This is a genomic window from Pseudothioclava nitratireducens (genome assembly GCF_029210495.1).
In the GTDB taxonomy this organism is placed as follows: Bacteria; Pseudomonadota; Alphaproteobacteria; order Rhodobacterales; family Rhodobacteraceae; genus Pseudothioclava; species Pseudothioclava nitratireducens.
On the sequence record NZ_JARGDK010000011.1, the window covers coordinates 1 to 17,002 of the forward strand.

Sequence of the window (17,002 nt, forward strand, 5' to 3'; positions counted from 1 at the left end):
GACCATACACCTCGATGGCCACCTGAGATTACACCGAAGACGGCGCTGAATTTACACCACGTCCGTGGACGCTACCCGCTGGGGCGTTCTTCTACATGAATTCGCAAGAGGCGCAGGACGCGGTTTCGAGCGCGGTCGAGAGCGCGGGTGAAACTGCGGGCGCGGCCACCGAAGCGGCGCAAGGCGCGGTTGATGCGGCAGGCGATGCGGCGCAGGCGGCTGCGGATGCGGCGGGCGATGCGGCAGCGGCTGCGGGCGACGCTGCGGCAGCTGCGGGTGATGCTGCAGCAGCGGCAACCGAGGCAGCGACCGAGACCGCGACGGATGCCGCTGCGGCAGCGACCGAGGCCGCGTCGGATGCGGCCACGGCGGCTGCGGATGCGGCAGGGGACGCGGCAGCGGCTGCGGGGGATGCGGCTTCGGCGGCGACCGATGCCATGACCGGCATGGGCGGCGATCTGCTCGAGGCGGCCAAAGCGCTGACCGTCGAGAATTTCGACGCTGCCAAGGTCACGGAGATGATCCAGTCCTCGGCGCTCTCGGATGGTGTGAAATCGACGCTGTCCATGGCGGTCGAGCAGGCTTCGGCCAATTCTGACATGATCCCGGCGGTCATCGAGCAGATCAAGACCGCACTCGGCATGTGATCGCCGTCATGCGATGAACACGAAGGCCGCCCGGTTGGGCGGCCTTTTGCATTTGATGGTATCGGAAGGCGCGTTGCCCCCGCGCGCCACGATATTTCGGGGTTGATGAAAGCGCATGAAAAACCCGCGCGGGCGGCAGGCCTCGCACGGGGGATAGGCGGACAGGATGGCGACTTAGATACCGTCGCCGACAAAGGCCTTTTCGACCACATATTCGCGCGGTTCGGAATTGGCGCCCTCGCGCAGGCCGAAACCTTCGAGCACCTTCATCACGTCCTTGTTGAACGCAAGCGAGCCGCAGACCATGGCGCGGTCGTGTTCGCGGTCCATCGGCGCGATCCCCAGATCCTCGAACACCTTGCCGGATTCGAGATTGTCGGTGATCCGGCCCATGTGGTGGAACTCTTCGCGGGTGGTGGTCGGGTAGTATTTCAGCTTGCCATCCACCATCTCGCCGATCAGCGGATCGTTGATCAGGTTTTCGACGAGTTGCCGACCGTATTCGAGTTCCTCGACGGTGCGGCAGGTGTGCATCATCACCACCTCGTCGAATTTCTCGTAGGTCTCCGGGTCGCGCATCAGCGAGGCGAAGGGGGCGATCCCGGTGCCGGTGGCGAGGAACCAGACCCGTTTGCCGGGCAGCAGCGCGTCATGGACCAGCGTGCCTACGGGTTTGGGGCGCAAGATGATCTCGTCACCCACCTTGATATGCTGAAGCCGCGAAGTCAGCGGCCCGTCCGGCACCTTGATCGAATAGAATTCCAGCTCCTCGTCCCAGTTCGGAGAGGCGATCGAATAGGCGCGCAGCAGCGGTTTGCCGTTGTCGTCGAGCAGCCCGATCATCACGAACTCCCCCGAGCGGAAGCGCAGCGTTTGCGGGCGCGTGACCCGGAACGAGAACAAACGGTCGGTCCAATGCGTGACCTCGGTCACGGTCTGGGCGTCGGGGAGCGTCTTCACGGGCGGAATGGCGGTCTCGGTCACGTCGGTCTCATGTCTTGGGGCCGGGCAGGACCCGGCGGGAAAAGATATCCCGCAGATATCGGTTCAGGGCGCAGGCGCCTTGATCTAACGCAAATCTGCGGGGTTAGGGGGCTAATAGGGGGTTTTTACCTGTGAGGAAAGGCGCAAATCAGCCGCGCAGCCGCGACTGATAGTCATGCCCGCGCCAGTTCGCGCGCGCGCGCCACTGCGATTCCGGCTGGCGCGCGGCGAGTTCGTCCGAGATTTCCACCTCGTCAAAACCCATCCGGCGGGCCATCGCATATTGGTCCGCGATGACATGGCCGCGCGCGCGCAGCCGCCCGGCAAAGCCTTGTGCGCGCAGACGGCTGGCCAGCGTGAAGCCGCGCCCATCCGCGAAGCTCGGAAAGTCGATACGCACGAGCGCCGCGCCTTGGGTCAGTTGGGCCAACTGATCGGGCTGCGTGTCCGAGGCCAGATCAATGATCGGGCCGGTATAGTCTTCGGCATGGAAGCCATCGTCACGGATCAGGGTGCTCATGCCACTTTCTCCTTGGTCTCGGTCTCTTGCGCGTCGTTCTTCACGCGGACGGCCTTGCCGCCGATGAAGTGGATGCCGCATTCGGTCTTGCTCTGGCCGCGCCAACGGCCCGCACGCGGGTCTTCGCCGGGTTTCACCGGCGAGGTGCAGGGCGCACAGCCGATCGAGGGGTAACCCTTCGCGACCAGCGGGTGGCGCGGCAGGCGGTTCTGAATGATATATTCCTCAAGGTCCTCGCGGCCCCAATGCGCCAGCGGATTGATCTTCATCCGCGCAGGCGTTTCCACCTCGAAGAAGTCGATCGTCGCGCGCGTGTCGCCCTGATAGCGCTTGCGCCCGGTGATCCATGCATCAAACCCAGAGAGCGCCTGTTCGAGCGGCACGGTCTTGCGCAGTGCGCAGCAGGCATCGGTGTTGAACTGATGCAGCGTCCCGTCCGGGTCATCGAGCCTGAGCGCCGCATCCGCCGCGCGGATCACCCGCACATCGGTCAGACCCAGCTTGGCGGCGACCTCTTGCTGATAGTCCAGCGTTTCCTGAAACAGCATCATCGTGTCGATGAAAAGAACCGGGGTGCCGGGCGCGATCACCGACACCATATGCAAGAGCACGACCGATTCCGCCCCGAAGGACGAGACCAGCGCGACCTCGCCGGTATCGGGGTCCTTGAGCGCTTTCTCCATGACCGACACCGCCGCGTGATGGCGGTAGCGGTCATTGAGGCCAGCGACCCGTTTGTCGATGTCAGGCAGCATGCCGCGCCCCTTCGCCATAGAGCGCCGTCTTGAAGGGCTGTGCCCCCAGACGGCGATAGGTCTCGAGGAAGGGCTCCTCGGGGGTCGTCCGCAGGTCCAGATAGGCGCGCAGGATGCGCTCGATCGCGGGGATCACCTCGTCATAGGCAAAACCCGGACCGGCACGCTCACCGATCGAGGCGGTCTCGGTGCCGTCACCGCCCAGCGTGATCTGGTAGTTTTCGACGCCCGCGCGATCGAGGCCGAGTATCCCGATATGGCCGACATGGTGATGCCCGCAGGCATTGATGCAGCCCGAGATCTTGATCTTGAGCGCGCCGATCTCCTGCTCGAGCCCGAGCGTTTGGAAATGCGTGGCAATGCCTTGCGCGACCGGGATCGAGCGAGCGGTGGCCAATGCGCAGTAATCCATGCCGGGGCAGGCGATGATGTCGGACACGAGCCCGATATTCGCCGTCGCCAGATCGGCCTTGCGCAACGCCTCGAAGAGTGCGGGCAGGTCGGCGCGGGCGACATGGGGCAGGATCACATTCTGCTCATGGCTGATGCGCAGCTCGCCATAGCCATAGGCCTCGGCCAGATCGGCGAGGGTGCGCATCTGATCTGCGCTGGCGTCGCCCGGCGTTTGGCCATGCGCCTTGAGCGAGACCGTCACGATAGCGTGGCTGTCGACGCGATGCGCGGTCACGCTTTGGCGGGCCCATGCGCGCAGCAGCGGATCGACGGCGAGCGCAGCCTCATAAGGGGCAGGGTCCGCGTTGCGGAAGGCGGGCGGCGCGAATTGCGCCTTGATCCCGGCCAGAAGCGCCTGATCCACGCCGCTAAAGGCCGGGCGCAGGCGCGCGAACTGCTCTTCGGTCGCGTCGCGGAAGGCGTCGATGCCGTTCTCGAACACGGTGATCTTGATACGCGCCTTGTATTTGTTGTCGCGTCGACCCATCAGGTTGTAGGTCGAGACGATCGCTTCGAGATAGGGCAGAAGGTCACTCTCGGGCAGGAAATCGCGGATCACCTGACCGATCAGCGGTGTGCGGCCCAGACCGCCGCCCACGAGAACCTTGAAGCCGATCTCTTCGCCGCGCGCGACGATTTGCAGCCCGATATCATGGGCGCGGATCACGGCGCGGTCGGCCTCGGCCCCGGTGATTGCGATCTTGAACTTGCGCGGCAGGAACTGAAATTCCGGGTGGTCGGTGGACCATTGACGGATCAGCTCGGCATAGGGGCGCGGGTCCGCGATTTCATCGGCGGCAGCGCCTGCGAAATGGTCCGCGGTCACATTGCGGATGCAGTTGCCCGAGGTCTGGATCGCGTGCAGCCCGACATCGGCCAGTGCATCGAGAATGTCCGGCACATCGGTCAGCTTCGGCCAGTTATACTGGATGTTCTGACGGGTCGTGAAATGGCCGTAGCCCTTGTCCCATGTCTCGGCGATATGGGCGAGCTGGCGCATCTGGCGCGCGCTGAGCGTGCCATAGGGGATTGCGACCCGCAGCATATAGGCGTGCAGTTGCAGGTAGAGCCCGTTCATCAGGCGCAGCGGACGGAATTCCTCTTCCGTCAGGCTGCCATCGAGACGGCGCTCGACCTGCGCGCGGAACTGGGCGCAGCGCTCGCGCAAGAAAGCTTCGTCGAAATCGCTGTAGTTATACATGCGCGCGCTCCTGTTTGCCGTGGGCGTAGTTCGAGGGACCGCGGGTGCGGAACGCCTCGCGGAAATGGGTGGGTTCGGGGCCATTCGGGCCGGGCCGGGCGTCGGCGAGGTAGGGGCCGACCACCCGGTCGGGTTGACCCATCGCCTTGAGCAGACGCAGTTCGGCGATCGCCTCGTCCTCAATCAACTCGGCCTGCGCGTGCTCGCGGGTCCACTCGCCTGCGGCGGTCAGATAGATCACATCGCCCTCGCGCAGATCATTTGCGGTGACGACTTTCGGGGTGAATTTGCGGCTCATTTCAGGGCCTCCAGCGGGAAAACGGTTTGGGTGGCTTTGCGCGGGGCAAGCCCGAGAAGAATGACGGCCGGGCCTTTGAGGGCCTCGGCATCGCGGGGCAGGGTGGCCAGACAGCTTTCGATCACCCGTTGGTCCGCGCGCGAGACATTCTCGACCAGCGTGACCGGGGTGCTGCCCGATGCGCCATGCATCATCAGGCGGCCCTGGATGAAGCGCGCGGCACGCTTGCCCATGTAGATCGCGGCGACCGCGCCGGGACGGGCCAGCGCGGTCCAGTCCGCCTCGGCATAGCCCTCAGTGTCGTGCCCGGTCACAAGGCGCAGCTCGCTGTTGCGCCCGCGCTCGGTGAGGCTTTGGCCAAGGCTGGCCGCGGCGGCGGAGGCGGCGGTGATGCCGGGCAGGACGCGATAGGCGATACCAGCCGCGTCCAGCGCGTCGAGTTCCTCGCCCAAACGCCCGAAAATCCCCGCATCGCCCGATTTGAGGCGCAGCACGTTGCGACCATCCCGCGCGAAGGCGACGATGAGGGCGTTGATCTCGCTCTGCGGGAGGGCCGGACCGAAGCCCGCCTTGCCGGTCTCGATCACGAGCGCCTGCGGACCCGCAAGCGCCAGAATCTCGGCGCTTACCAGCCGGTCATGCAGGACCACATCCGCCGCCTCGAGCGCGCGCGCGACCGCAAGCGTGAGCAGCTCCGGGTCGCCCGGACCTGCGCCCGCCAGCGTCACAAGGCCGGTGGCATTTGTCTGGGCGGTCTGTTCGTTGATCTCGGGCATCGCCGGGCTCCGTGGTTTCTGTGCTGGAATATAGAAAATTTTCCTGCTATTTCGCTATATGGTCGCGCGAATAAGGACATATGTTCCGGGTTGGCGCGAGATTGGGGTTGTGATCCCACAAAATGAGGAAATGGCGAATGACTGTCCGGATTGACGATATGGATCGGAAAATTCTCTCCCAGCTTCAGGAGGATGCGAGCCAGTCTCTCGACGAGATCGCGCGCAAGGTCGGCTCGTCGAAGACCCCGGTCTGGAACCGAATCCGCAAGATGAAAGAGGCCGGGCTGATCGGGCGTCAGACGGTTCTGCTCGACCCCGAGGCGCTCGGGCTGGAGGCCTGCTTCTTCGTCCTGATCCGCACCTCGGAGCATGAGGCCGATTGGCAGAACCGCTTTCTCAATGCCCTTCGCGCGCGCCCCGAAGTGCTCGAGGCGCATCGGCTGGCGGGTGACATCGACTATATCCTGAAAGTCCGCGTGCCGAATGCCCGCGCCTATGACGCATTCTATCAGGCGCTGATCTCCGAGGTGAAAATCCACAACGTCACGGCGCTCCTGTCGATGGAAGAGATCAAATCGACCACGCTCTTGCCGTTGTGAAGGTGCAGGGGGCGCTGCCCCCTCTGGGCTTCGCCCATTCACCCCCGGGATATTTCAAGCGATTGGACGCAGTGGGTTGAATTTTTCAGCCTGAGCGGCGCAACTGGCAGGGATCAGAAGGAGACGGTGAGATGGAGTTGCGGATTGGCCCGGTCGAAAGCGGCGATCATTCGGAGTGGGTCGCGCTGTTCGACGGCTATGCGGCGTTCTACAAGACCGACCCGGCGCCTGCGCGTGACACGGTCTGGCGCTGGATCATGGACCCCGATGAGCCGTTCTACGCGCAGATCGCCCGGGACGAGGCGGGGCGGGCCCTGGGGCTCGTGCAATATCAGTTGATGCACCGCTCGCTTTCGGGGGGGATGGTGGTCTATCTCTCCGATCTCTTCACGGTGCCCGAGGCGCGGGGGCTGGGCGTCGGGCGGGCGCTGATCGACCATGTGCGCGATTTCGCCCGGGCGCGCGGCTATGTGTCAGTGCGCTGGCTCACCCATGAGGGCAATCTCGAGGCGCGCAAGCTTTACGACAGCTACACCCCTGCATCGGGTTTCATCCTTTATGCGGTGACGCCCTGAGCCATGGCGGGGCGTCTGATCCTTGTGTTCTGTTTCCTGGGCGCCGTCGTGGCGGGCGCGGCGCAGGTCTGGATGATGGCCGCGCGCGAGGGTCTGGCACGGCTTGAGGAGAGGGCGGAGGCGGATCTGCGGCTGGCCTCGGACCGGCTGGTATCGGCATTGTTGCAGTTCCGCGAGATCGCCGTTCTGGCGGCTGCGCATCCGGATGTTGCGGCTTTGGCGCGCGCGGAAGCCGGGGTCGCGCCGGAGGCGGTGGCGGCGGTATTGCGCCGGATCGCGGATCAGGCGGGGGCGCGCGATATCTTGTTGCTTTCGCCCGAGGGCCGCGTTCTGGCGGGGGAGGCGGTGCCGTTGGACCGCTGGCCGCTTACGCCCGATTTGCGGCGCGCGGCGCGGGGGGCGAGCGGGCGCCATCACCTTGTCGATCCGGCCACCGGCGAGCGGATGTTCACCTTTGCCGCGCCGGTCTTTCGTGAGAACGGGCCGGTCGCGGGGATCGTGTTGCTCCGGATCGAGGCCGAGCAGGTCGAAGCGCCGGGGCGAGGCGACCCGGTGCCGGTCTGGTTCACCGATACGGCGGGCGTGGCCTTCGTCGCCAACCGCTCCGAGATGGTTTTCGAGACCGAGGCACGGCCGGTATCGCTCGAGGGCGTCTATCCGCCCGGCACGCCCTTGCACGCGCCCGCGCGACGCACGCGGATGGTCGCGGGCACCCCCTTGCAGGAGGGCGGCGCCTATCTGCCCGCGCTTGCGCTGCCGGTCTCACAGCCCTTGCCGGTGATTTCAATGACGGGTCATGCGCTGGCCGACGCGACCGGGGTGATGCGCAGCGCACGGGCGCAGGCGCTGTCGGTGGCGCTTGCTGCGCTGGCGGTGGGGGCGGTGTTCCTTGCGCTGTGGGAGCGCCGGCGGGCGCTGGCGGCGCGGCTTGCAGCAGAGGCTCGGGCGAATGCCGCGCTGGAACAGCGCGTGGCGGCGCGCACGGCAGAGCTTTCGGCCGCCAATGCGCGGTTGCGCCAGACGCAGGCAGAGCTGGTGCAGGCGGGCAAGCTCTCGGCATTGGGGCAGATGTCGGCGGGGATCAGCCACGAGCTGAACCAGCCGCTAATGGCGATCGGCTCTTATGCCGAAAATGCCGAGCTGCTGCTGGAACGGGGGCGGGGCGCGGAAGTGGGTGAGAATCTCGCGCGGATTTCGGATATGGCGCGGCGCATGGGACGGATCATCAAGAACTTGCGCGCCTTCGCCCGGCAAGAGGCGGAGCCTGCGACGCGGGTGGGTCTGGCGGCGGTGGTCGAGGCGGCGCTCGATATCAGCCAGATGCGGCTGGCCCGTGCCGGGGTCAGCGTCGATTGGCAAAGGCCGGATTTCCCGGCGATCGTCATGGGTGGCGAGGTGCGCCTCAGCCAGGTGGTCGTCAATCTGCTCGCCAATGCCGCCGATGCCATGGCCGACAGCGCGACCCGCCAGATCACCATCCGCATCGCCCGCGGCGACAGGCCGGACCGGATCGTTCTGAGCCTGCGCGACACCGGGCCGGGGATTGCGGAGCCCGAGAAAATCTTCGACCCGTTCTATTCGACCAAGGAGGTCGGCACCGGAGAGGGGATGGGGCTTGGCCTGTCGATCTCTTACGGGCTGGTGCAAAGCTTTGGCGGCACCTTGCGGGGCGAGAACGTGTCAGAGGGCGGCGCGCTTTTTACCGTGGACTTGCAGGCCGCGCCCGAGATCGCTAGGGGCGGGCCGAAGGAGGAGGCACAATGAAGGTTCTGGTGGTCGATGACGATCGCGCGGTGCGCGAGGCGCTGGGGCAGACGCTCGATCTGGCCGGTTTGGTGCCGCTGCTGGCGGGCAGCTACATCGAGGCCAAGGACCATATCGGCCCCGATTTCGCGGGCGTCGTCGTGACCGATATCCGCATGCCCGGCAAGGATGGGTTCGCGCTTCTGGATTTCGCGCGCGCTGCCGACCCGGAACTGCCGGTGATCTTGCTGACCGGCGAGGGGGACGTCCCTATGGCGGTGCGGGCGATGGCCAACGGGGCCTTTGACTTCCTTGAAAAACCTTGCCCGCCCAAAAGCTTGCTGGCGATTGTGGAAAAGGCGCTCAAAACCCGTGCGCTGGTCATGGAGAACCGCGCGCTCAAGCGTGAGATCCGGCGTGGGGATGCGGCGGCGCGGTTGCTGATCGGGTCGAGCCCGGTTGCCGAGGCGCTGCGCGAATCCGCGCGCAAGGCGGCGCGGTCGGGGGCGGAGGTGCTGATCACCGGCGCGCCGGGCGCGGGCAATTCCAAGGTGGCGGAGGTCATTCACCTGCTGTCAGCCAGTGCCACGCGGCCCTTCGTGAAACTGCCGGCTGCCGATCTTACGCCCGATGCGCTCGAAGCCGGGTTCACCCGCGCCGAGGGCGGGACGCTCTACCTCGACGAGGTGGCGGTCCTGCCGCAACCCGCACAATTCGCGCTCATCGACCTTCTGGAGAGCCAGCCTTCGACCCGCCTGATCGCGGGGACCTATCAGGACCTCGCAGAGCAGGCGCGCAGCGGCGCCTTCCATCCCGATCTTTACTGGAAGCTCGAAGTGATGCGGGTGCGTATCCCCTCGCTGTCCGAGCGGCCCGAGGATATTCCGCAGCTTTTCGCCCATTATGTGCAGCTCGCCTGCGAACATTCCAACCTGCCGATGCCGGAAATCCCGCCCGAGCTTGGCGCGCGGCTGATGGCGCGGGACTGGCCCGGCAATGCGCGCGCGCTCATGTCCGAGGCGATGCGCTTTGCGATGGGGCTGGCGCGCGATGAGGCGGAGGAGGCGGGGCTTGGGCTGGCCGAGCGTATGGCGCGGGTCGAGCGGTCGTTTCTGGCCGAGGCGCTCAGCCGGGCGCATGGCAATGCCACCGAGGCGGCGGCGGCGCTCAAGCTGCCGCGCAAGACCTTTTACGACAAGCTCGCCCGGCACGGTCTGCGCCCCGAATCCTTCCGCTAGGCGATTCTGCTGTGCGACATTCCGCCCGTTTGGCGCTAACACTTGTGTGAAAATCCGCACATAGGCCGCGCGGCCCTGTCTTGACCTTGTCGCCTAACCCTATGGCATTCATTCGAAAATGCCCGCTCCTCACGAGCTATCACGATTTTGTTGATCTGCTATGCGTCAGGCGGTTGGCTATGGGCGAGCGCCCGGTCCGGGCGCATCGGCCTGACAGCCTATCCATGGGAGGATATCATGAAATTCACCACCGCCGCCCTGACGGCCATTGCCCTCGTCACTTCGACCGGCGCCGCGCTGGCGCAATGCGACGATGGCGAGATGGTCATCAAGTTCAGCCACGTGACCAACTCCGACAAGCACCCCAAAGGGATCGCCGCACAGCTTTTCGCTGACCGCGTCAATGCCGAGATGAACGGCAAGGCCTGTGTCGAAGTCTATCCGAACTCGACGCTTTACAACGATGACCAGGTGCTTGAAGCGATGCTGCAAGGCGACGTGCAGATGGCTGCGCCCTCGCTGTCGAAATTCGAGACCTTCACCAAGGTGTTCAACATCTTCGACCTGCCCTTCATGTTCAAGAACATGCGCGCGGTTGATGCGTTCCAGAACTCGGAAATCGGCCAGTCGATGAAGGCGTCGATGGAGCGCCGCGGTCTCACGGGTCTGGAATTCTGGCATTCGGGCATGAAGCAGTTCTCGGCGAAATCCGAACTGCGTATGCCGTCGGATGCGAAAGGTCTGAAATTCCGCGTGCAGCCGTCGGACGTGCTGGTGGCGCAGATGCAGGCGCTTGGCGCATCCCCGCAGCCGATGGCCTTTGCCGAGGTTTACGGTGCGCTGCAAACCGGCGTCGTGGACGGTCAGGAAAACACCTGGTCGAACTCTTATGGCCAGAAATACTACGAGGTTCAGGCCGCGATCACCGAAACCAACCACGGTGTGCTCGACTATCTGGTCGTCGTTTCGACCGATTGGTGGAATGCGCTGGATGGCGAAACCCGCGATCAGCTTGCCACGATCATGAACGAGGTGACGGTCACCCGCAACGCGGCGGTGGAAGAGGTCGAAGCGAACGCACGTCAGTCGATCCTCGATGCGGGCGGCAAGATCATCGAACTCACGGCGGACGAGCGTCAGGCCTGGGTCGACGCGATGAAACCGGTCTGGGCGCAATTCGCTGAAGGCATCGGTCAAGAAAACATCGACGCTGCGCAGGAAATCAACGCGCAGCACTGACGGCCTGCGGGCCGCACCTGACCCTGCGCGGAAACCCCGCGCAGGGCTCTTTCGCTCAATCATCTTATCTTGGGGGAGGGCGCGATGTCCGCGACCGGTTCCGATCCGCATCACAAGCGGGGGTTTGTCGATACGCTCGAAGAAACCGTCATTGCCGTTCTGCTGGGCGCGATGACCGTCATCACCTTTGTCAACGTCATCCTGCGCTACGTCTTCAACCACTCGCTGATCTGGGGGCTTGAACTGACGTTGGTGCTGTTTGCATGGCTGGTGATCCTCGGGATTTCGTACGCGTTCAAGAAGACCGCGCATCTGGGCGTGGACGCGATCGTGAACATGCTGGCGCCCGGCACGCAGCGGGTGATGGCGCTGATCGCGGCGGCGGCCTGTCTGATCTACGCGCTGTTGCTGATGAAGGGCGCGTGGGACTATTGGGCGCCCTATGCCGCGCTTGAACGCACCTCGGGCCATTGGTTCCCGACCGGCTTCGAGGCGACCCGCGATCAGGCGTGGTACGAGACCGACCAGATCCCGATGATCGGGCTGTTCCGCTGGCTCGAGCCGCTGATCAATCAGGGCGAGGCCTATGACAAGCTGCCCCGCGTGATCCCCTATTTCGTGCTGCCCTTCGGTGTGGGCCTGATCCTTCTGCGCATCGTGCAGGCGAGCTGGCGCATCCTGACCGGGAAGCAATCGAGCCTGATCGTCAGCCATGAGGCCGAAGACGATGTCGAGCGCGTCGCCCGCGCCAATGAGGAGTAACCCCCGATGACCGTCCTTCTGCTCTTCGTGATGATCGTCGGCTTCCTGCTGATCGGTGTGCCGATCGCGGTGTCGCTGGGCCTCAGCTCGATCATCTTCCTGCTGGCCTTCTCCGAGACTTCGCTCGCCTCCGTGGCGCAGTCGCTCTATCAGGCGATGGCGGGGCACTATACGCTGCTGGCGATCCCGTTCTTCATCCTCGCCTCGAGCTTCATGTCCACGGGCGGTGTGGCCAAGCGGATCGTGCGCTTCGCCATTGCCTGCGTGGGCCACATGCAGGGTGGTCTCGCCATTGCCGGGGTGTTCGCCTGCATGATCTTTGCCGCGCTGTCCGGGTCGAGCCCCGCGACCGTGGTCGCCATCGGCTCCATCGTCATCGCGGCGATGCGCCAGATGGGCTATACCAAGGATTTCGCGGCCGGTGTCATCTGTAACGCGGGCACGCTCGGCATCCTGATCCCGCCTTCGATCGTGATGGTGGTCTATGCGTCGGCGACCGACGTGTCGGTCGGTCGGATGTTCCTTGCAGGCGTCATTCCGGGCCTGCTGGCCGGTCTTTTGCTGATGATCGCGATCTATGTGATGGCGCGGTTCAAGAATATGCCCAAGGGTGAATGGGCCGGTTGGGGCGAGATCGGTCTGGCCTTCAAGGACGCGTTCTGGGGGCTGATGCTCATCGTCATCATCATGGTCGGCATCTATGGCGTGCCGGGGCTGACGGGGGCGATCTTTACGCCGACCGAAGCGGCGGCCGTGGCCTCGATCTACGCCTTCCTTGTCGCTACCTTCGTCTATCGGGACATGGGGCCGCTGGCGGGCCGCGATGGTGCCGCGCCGATCAGCCTGTGGCAAAAGCCGCAAGCCCTCGTGACCGCGCTCTGGCACGAAGACACGCGCAAGACGCTGTTCGACGCGGGCAAACTGACGATCACGCTGATGTTCATCATCGCCAATGCGCTGATCCTCAAACATGTGCTCACCGACGAGCAGATCCCGCAGATGGTGGCCGAGGCGATGCTCTCGGCGGGCTTCGGCAAGATCATGTTCCTCGTGATCGTGAACGTGATCCTGCTGATCGGCGGGCAGTTCATGGAGCCGTCGGGCCTCATCGTGATCGTGGCGCCGCTGGTGTTCCCGATCGCCATCGAGCTGGGCGTCGATCCGATCCATCTGGGCATCATCATGGTGGTGAACATGGAGATCGGGATGATCACGCCGCCGGTGGGGCTCAACCTGTTCGTGACCTCGGGCGTGGCGGGAATGCCGATGATGCGCGTGGTCAAGGCGGCGGCGCCCTTCCTCGCGGTGCTCTTCGTCTTCCTGATCCTCGTGACCTACGTGCCCTTCCTGTCGACATGGTTGCCGACATTGGCGATGGGGCCGGAGATCATCACCAAATGACCCTGAAGGGCCGCCCGCGAGGCGGCCCTTCGCATTCAAGCCTGCGTGAAGACGACAAATGTCAAATGCGCGCCGTAGCCATGCGGCTATTCTGACCCAGACACTTGGAAAGGATACGGCACATGACTGGACATAATACGATGACGCGGCGCGGACTGATCGGCCTGTCGGGCGCGGTTCTTGGGCTCGGCGCGATGGGATTGCCGGGGCTGGCCGCGGCGGCGCCCTCGATCCATGTGGTCAAGGACCCGAATTGCGGCTGTTGCGCGGCCTGGATCGAGGTGCTGGAGCGCGACGGGTTCGAGGTCAGCGTCGAGTTGCGCGATTACGATGCGCTGGCCGCCTACAAGGCCGAGATGGGCGTGACGCCCGAACTGGCGTCTTGCCACACCGCGACCATCGAGGGCTATGTGATCGAGGGCCATGTGCCCCCCGCCGATATTCGCCGCCTTCTGGCCGAGCGCCCCGCGGGCGTCGGGCTGAGCGTGCCGGGAATGCCCTATGGCTCGCCGGGTATGGGTCCCGAGGACGAGCGCGATGCCTATCAGGTGGTGCTCTTTGATGCGGCGGGCAAAGGCGTGGTCTACGCCAGCTACGACGCGGCCTGAACCGGGCGGAGGAGGGGGCGCTGCCCCCTCTGGGCTGACGCCCATTCACCCCCGGGATATTTCGGGCGATTGGAAGCCGGATCAGGCGGCGTCGAGCGCCGCGATGATCGCGCCGAAATCGCTGGCCTTGAGGCTCGCGCCGCCTACCAGCGCGCCATCCACGTTCGAGACCGCGAAGATCTCGGTCGCGTTGGAGGGTTTCACCGAGCCGCCATAGAGGAGGCGAATGGTTTCGCCCTCTGCGCCGAAGCGTTCGATCAGCCGTGCACGCAGGAAGTCATGGACCTCGGCGATCTGTTCGAGCGTCGGCGTGCGTCCGGTGCCGATGGCCCAGACCGGCTCGTAAGCGATGACGGTATTGGCGCCGGTCGCGCCTTCGGGGGTGGAGCCTGCAAGCTGGCGCCCGATGATCTCAAGCGTGGCACCCGCGTCGCGTTCGCCCTCGGTTTCGCCCACGCAAATCACCGCCGTGAGGTCCGCCGCCTGCGCGGCCTGCGCCTTGGCGAGCACGATCTCGTCGCTTTCGCCGTGGTCGGCGCGGCGTTCGGAATGGCCGAGGATCACGTAATGCGCGCCCGCATCGGCGAGCATCTGTGCCGAGACATCGCCGGTATGCGCGCCCGACGCTGCCATGTGGCAATCCTGTCCGCCCACTGCGATCCGCCCGGCGGCGGTCATCGACATCGCCGCCAGCAGCGTTGCGGGCGGGCAGAGCAGGACATCGCATTTGGGGGTGGGATGGGCGGCAATCAGCGCCGCAACCTCATGGAGGTCGGCCTTCAGCCCGTTCATCTTCCAGTTTCCGGCAGCCAGTTTCTTGCGCATCGCGTCCTCCCAGATCGCTCCCTGATCGTTGCGGGGCAGATTAGGGCAGGGGCCGCGCGGGCGCAAAGGGCAAATCCGCGCAGCCGGGTCGGGGCGGGGGTCAGCCGGCCTCGGGCATGTCCTTGAACTTGATCGATTCCCCGCAGCCGCAGGCTTCGGTCACGTTCGGATTACGAAACTTGAAGCCGCTTTCAAGAAGTCCGGTTTCATAGTCGATCTCGGTGCCGAGGAGGAACATCTGCGCCATCGGCGCGATCAGCACGCGGGCGGGGCCGTCCTCGACGACGATGTCCATCGGGCCCGCCTCTTGTGCGACCTCCATCGTGTATTCCATCCCCGCGCAGCCGCCTTTCTTGACGCCGATCCGGAAACCGGCAGCATTCTCGCGCGACATCAGCCGGGCGATCTGGTCCACTGCGGCGGGGGTAAGGGTCACGGGCGATTGGCCGGGGATTGCAAACATCGGGGCGCTCCTGTTCTGGACCCTTATTTAGGGGGGATCAGGCAGAATTCCAAGGGTGGGCAGATGGGCGAGCAGCGCCGTGAGGTAGCCCGCCACCAGCGCCCAGCCGAACGAGGCCAGCGTGCCGATGATGACGTATTCGCTGCGCGGATTGGCGCCGCCATCCTTGAGCGTCTCGAAGCGGAGGATGGATTTCGCTGCGATCAGAAAGCCGATGCCGCCCGGTTGGCCGGCCAGCACGAGCACAAAGATCATCCCGCGTTCCAGCAGGCCGATCAGTTTGCCACCCGAGGGCAGACCCTCGGCGGGGGCGTTCTCGGCCAGCGGCGCCATCAAGAGCCCGATCGCCAGCCCGCCCGCACGGGTCGTCAGGATCGCGCCGGCGATCAGCGCCATGACGCCGGGCAGCCAGGGCGCGGCCGCCCAGAACGACCCCGCCCACAGGCCCGGCATCAGCGCAGCAATCGCCCCAAGCGCCGCCAGATGGGCCGCCTGATCGGTCAGGAAGGCCAGAAGCGAGCCCGCTGGCGCAAAGCCCTTGAGAAAGTCGATCACCAGATGCGACCCGATCACAAGCGCCAGCGCGAAGGCAAAGCCCGGCGCCTGCGGGAGCAGCACTACGCTTAGCAGCGCGCCATGGACCGCGATATGAAACACCAGTGCAAACAGGGCCGCGCGATCCATCCGTCCCATCGGTCCACGCCGGGCCTTGTCTGCCGCCATCCAGCCCGGTTGCAGGATGAAATCGCCGATCACATGCGCGAAGAGGAGGGCCGCGAAGGTCTCAGGCATCGGCGCGCTCCGCTTCGGCAAGGGAAAGGGCTGCGCGCAGGGCGGAAAGCCCCGCGCCCTGTGCGGCCTGATCGACGGCCTGGCGTGATTTCCCAAGCCGCGAGGCGACCTCGGCATGCGTGGGCGGATCGGGGGCGAGCAGGGGGGCTGCGGCCTGTGCCTGCGCGGGGGTCCAGCCCGCGCTGATCTGATCGGCCAGCCGGGCGAGCGCCTGAAGCGTGCCGCCGCCCGCATGTCCCAGCCCGCCCTCGCCGGGGCCAAGCGCATCAAGCGCGTCGCCCGCCGCGACGAACGCCGCCCCATCCGCGCGGTTCAGATCGCCATCCGCCGGGATCGTGCCGGGGCCTTGCGCCATGCCGATCCGGGTCGAAAAGGCCCGCCCCTCGGCGCGCAGGCCAGCGCGCATCACCAGCGCCGCGCGCAGAACGAAATGCCCGCCCGCGAAGGCCAGTTGCCAGCCATCACCGCGATGGCGCGAATATCGCGTGGGGCCAGCCCAAAGCGCGATACCCTCAGCCGTCTGCGCAAGCGCGTTCATAGCCTGCTCCAGCGCCTCGGCGCTAAGCGCGCGCGAGCTTACAAGATCGCCGGTCAGGACGGTGTAATGCTGTTCCATTTGCAAGTTTTAAAGCTTGCCTTTCAAAATTGCAAGTATTTTTACTTGCTTTCTGATCCGGCTAGTCTTCGCGCTTGCTTACATGAAGCCAAGCTCGAGCCGCGCCTCGTCGGACATCATGTCCATGCCCCATTGCGGATCGAAGGTCATTTCGACATCGACGGTCTTCACCCCGGCGACCGAAGCCACCGCATTATGCACCCATTCGGGCATCTCGCCCGCGACTGGGCAACCGGGCGCGGTCAGGGTCATGGTCACCTTCACGTCGTTTTCGTCAGAAATATCAATCGTGTAGATGAGGCCGAGATCGTAGATATTGACCGGGATTTCCGGGTCGAACACGGTGCGGCACGCCTCGACGACATCGTCATGCAGCGGGTGATCGGTGCTCGAGGGCTTGATCAGCGGCGTGCCTTCAAGGGGCGGATTGGCATCTGACGTCATGGGTTTCCGGGCCTGTGCGCTATTGTCGAGCGATTATATAGGGAATTCCCCGCAGGGCGTAAA

At 65.2% G+C, this 17,002-nt stretch carries 20 protein-coding genes; 9 read left to right on the top strand and 11 right to left on the bottom strand.

The genetic code is table 11. The annotated features are described in order from the left end of the window. Positions 1-95 precede the first annotated feature (95 nt). Positions 96-647 (top strand): hypothetical protein, encoded by a 552-nt coding sequence (locus P0X85_RS12270; RefSeq protein WP_275813667.1) that lies wholly within the window; start codon positions 96-98, stop codon positions 645-647. Between the two features lie 174 nt (positions 648-821). Here P0X85_RS12270 and P0X85_RS12275 read toward each other — a convergent pair whose 3' ends face one another. From P0X85_RS12275 to cobA, 6 genes are all read right to left on the bottom strand, one after another. Then, on the bottom strand, positions 822-1,631 hold the full coding sequence (locus P0X85_RS12275) for a ferredoxin--NADP reductase (protein ID WP_275813669.1): 810 nt from the start codon (positions 1,629-1,631) through the stop codon (positions 822-824). A gap of 148 nt (positions 1,632-1,779) precedes the next feature. After that, positions 1,780-2,151, bottom strand: coding sequence for a DUF934 domain-containing protein (locus tag P0X85_RS12280; protein WP_275813671.1), 372 nt, complete (start codon positions 2,149-2,151; stop codon positions 1,780-1,782). After that, a complete protein-coding gene (locus P0X85_RS12285) occupies positions 2,148-2,906 on the bottom strand; it encodes a phosphoadenylyl-sulfate reductase (protein ID WP_275813673.1) in 759 nt (252 codons plus the stop codon). Before P0X85_RS12285 ends, P0X85_RS12280 begins: the two co-directional genes overlap by 4 nt. Further along, positions 2,896-4,560: a nitrite/sulfite reductase gene (locus P0X85_RS12290; protein ID WP_275813675.1), complete on the bottom strand. Its 1,665-nt coding sequence runs from the start codon at positions 4,558-4,560 to the stop codon at positions 2,896-2,898. The genes P0X85_RS12285 and P0X85_RS12290 overlap by 11 nt, the downstream gene beginning before the upstream one ends. Continuing rightward, complete coding sequence (locus tag P0X85_RS12295) at positions 4,553-4,858, bottom strand: DUF2849 domain-containing protein (protein ID WP_275813677.1); 306 nt, start codon at positions 4,856-4,858, stop codon at positions 4,553-4,555. Before P0X85_RS12295 ends, P0X85_RS12290 begins: the two co-directional genes overlap by 8 nt. Beyond that, positions 4,855-5,634 carry a uroporphyrinogen-III C-methyltransferase gene (gene cobA / locus P0X85_RS12300; RefSeq protein ID WP_275813679.1) on the bottom strand — a complete coding sequence of 260 codons (780 nt, stop codon included), beginning with the start codon at positions 5,632-5,634 and terminating at the stop codon, positions 4,855-4,857. The genes P0X85_RS12295 and cobA overlap by 4 nt, the downstream gene beginning before the upstream one ends. Before the next feature lie 137 nt (positions 5,635-5,771). On the opposite strand from cobA, the gene P0X85_RS12305 reads away from it, so the two are divergent. The 8 genes from P0X85_RS12305 (at position 5,772) to P0X85_RS12340 (ending at position 13,799) form a co-directional block, all read left to right on the top strand. Then, the gene (locus P0X85_RS12305) at positions 5,772-6,233 is read left to right on the top strand and encodes an Lrp/AsnC family transcriptional regulator (protein ID WP_275813680.1); all 462 of its coding nucleotides are present in this window, start codon (positions 5,772-5,774) and stop codon (positions 6,231-6,233) included. A 131-nt stretch (positions 6,234-6,364) separates the two neighbouring features. Beyond that, entirely contained in the window at positions 6,365-6,808 is a 444-nt protein-coding gene (locus P0X85_RS12310; RefSeq protein WP_275813683.1) for a GNAT family N-acetyltransferase, read from the top strand. 3 nt (positions 6,809-6,811) lie between these two features. Beyond that, positions 6,812-8,572, top strand: coding sequence for an ATP-binding protein (locus P0X85_RS12315; RefSeq protein WP_275813686.1), 1,761 nt, complete (start codon positions 6,812-6,814; stop codon positions 8,570-8,572). Next, positions 8,569-9,789: a sigma-54-dependent transcriptional regulator gene (locus P0X85_RS12320; RefSeq protein ID WP_275813689.1), complete on the top strand. Its 1,221-nt coding sequence runs from the start codon at positions 8,569-8,571 to the stop codon at positions 9,787-9,789. The genes P0X85_RS12315 and P0X85_RS12320 overlap by 4 nt, the downstream gene beginning before the upstream one ends. A 237-nt stretch (positions 9,790-10,026) precedes the next feature. After that, entirely contained in the window at positions 10,027-11,028 is a 1,002-nt protein-coding gene (locus P0X85_RS12325) for a DctP family TRAP transporter solute-binding subunit (protein ID WP_275813692.1), read from the top strand. 84 nt (positions 11,029-11,112) lie between these two features. Further along, positions 11,113-11,790, top strand: a complete 678-nt coding sequence (locus tag P0X85_RS12330; protein ID WP_275813695.1) for a TRAP transporter small permease — start codon at positions 11,113-11,115, stop codon at positions 11,788-11,790. A gap of 6 nt (positions 11,791-11,796) precedes the next feature. Beyond that, positions 11,797-13,191 carry a TRAP transporter large permease gene (locus P0X85_RS12335; RefSeq protein WP_275813698.1) on the top strand — a complete coding sequence of 465 codons (1,395 nt, stop codon included), beginning with the start codon at positions 11,797-11,799 and terminating at the stop codon, positions 13,189-13,191. 122 nt (positions 13,192-13,313) lie between these two features. Further along, on the top strand, positions 13,314-13,799 hold the full coding sequence (locus tag P0X85_RS12340; protein WP_275813701.1) for a DUF411 domain-containing protein: 486 nt from the start codon (positions 13,314-13,316) through the stop codon (positions 13,797-13,799). 81 nt (positions 13,800-13,880) lie between these two features. On the opposite strand, the gene tpiA is transcribed toward P0X85_RS12340, so the two are convergent. The 5 genes from tpiA to P0X85_RS12365 form a co-directional block, all read right to left on the bottom strand. After that, positions 13,881-14,624, bottom strand: coding sequence for a triose-phosphate isomerase (tpiA, locus tag P0X85_RS12345; protein ID WP_275813704.1), 744 nt, complete (start codon positions 14,622-14,624; stop codon positions 13,881-13,883). 100 nt (positions 14,625-14,724) lie between these two features. Then, positions 14,725-15,087 (bottom strand): HesB/IscA family protein, encoded by a 363-nt coding sequence (locus tag P0X85_RS12350; RefSeq protein WP_275813707.1) that lies wholly within the window; start codon positions 15,085-15,087, stop codon positions 14,725-14,727. Between the two features lie 27 nt (positions 15,088-15,114). Next, a complete protein-coding gene (locus P0X85_RS12355) occupies positions 15,115-15,879 on the bottom strand; it encodes a DUF3307 domain-containing protein (protein ID WP_275813710.1) in 765 nt (254 codons plus the stop codon). Continuing rightward, complete coding sequence (locus P0X85_RS12360) at positions 15,872-16,495, bottom strand: MarR family transcriptional regulator (protein WP_275813713.1); 624 nt, start codon at positions 16,493-16,495, stop codon at positions 15,872-15,874. Before P0X85_RS12360 ends, P0X85_RS12355 begins: the two co-directional genes overlap by 8 nt. 78 nt (positions 16,496-16,573) lie before the next feature. Then, positions 16,574-16,939 carry an SUF system Fe-S cluster assembly protein gene (locus P0X85_RS12365; protein WP_275813716.1) on the bottom strand — a complete coding sequence of 122 codons (366 nt, stop codon included), beginning with the start codon at positions 16,937-16,939 and terminating at the stop codon, positions 16,574-16,576. Positions 16,940-17,002 lie beyond the last annotated feature (63 nt).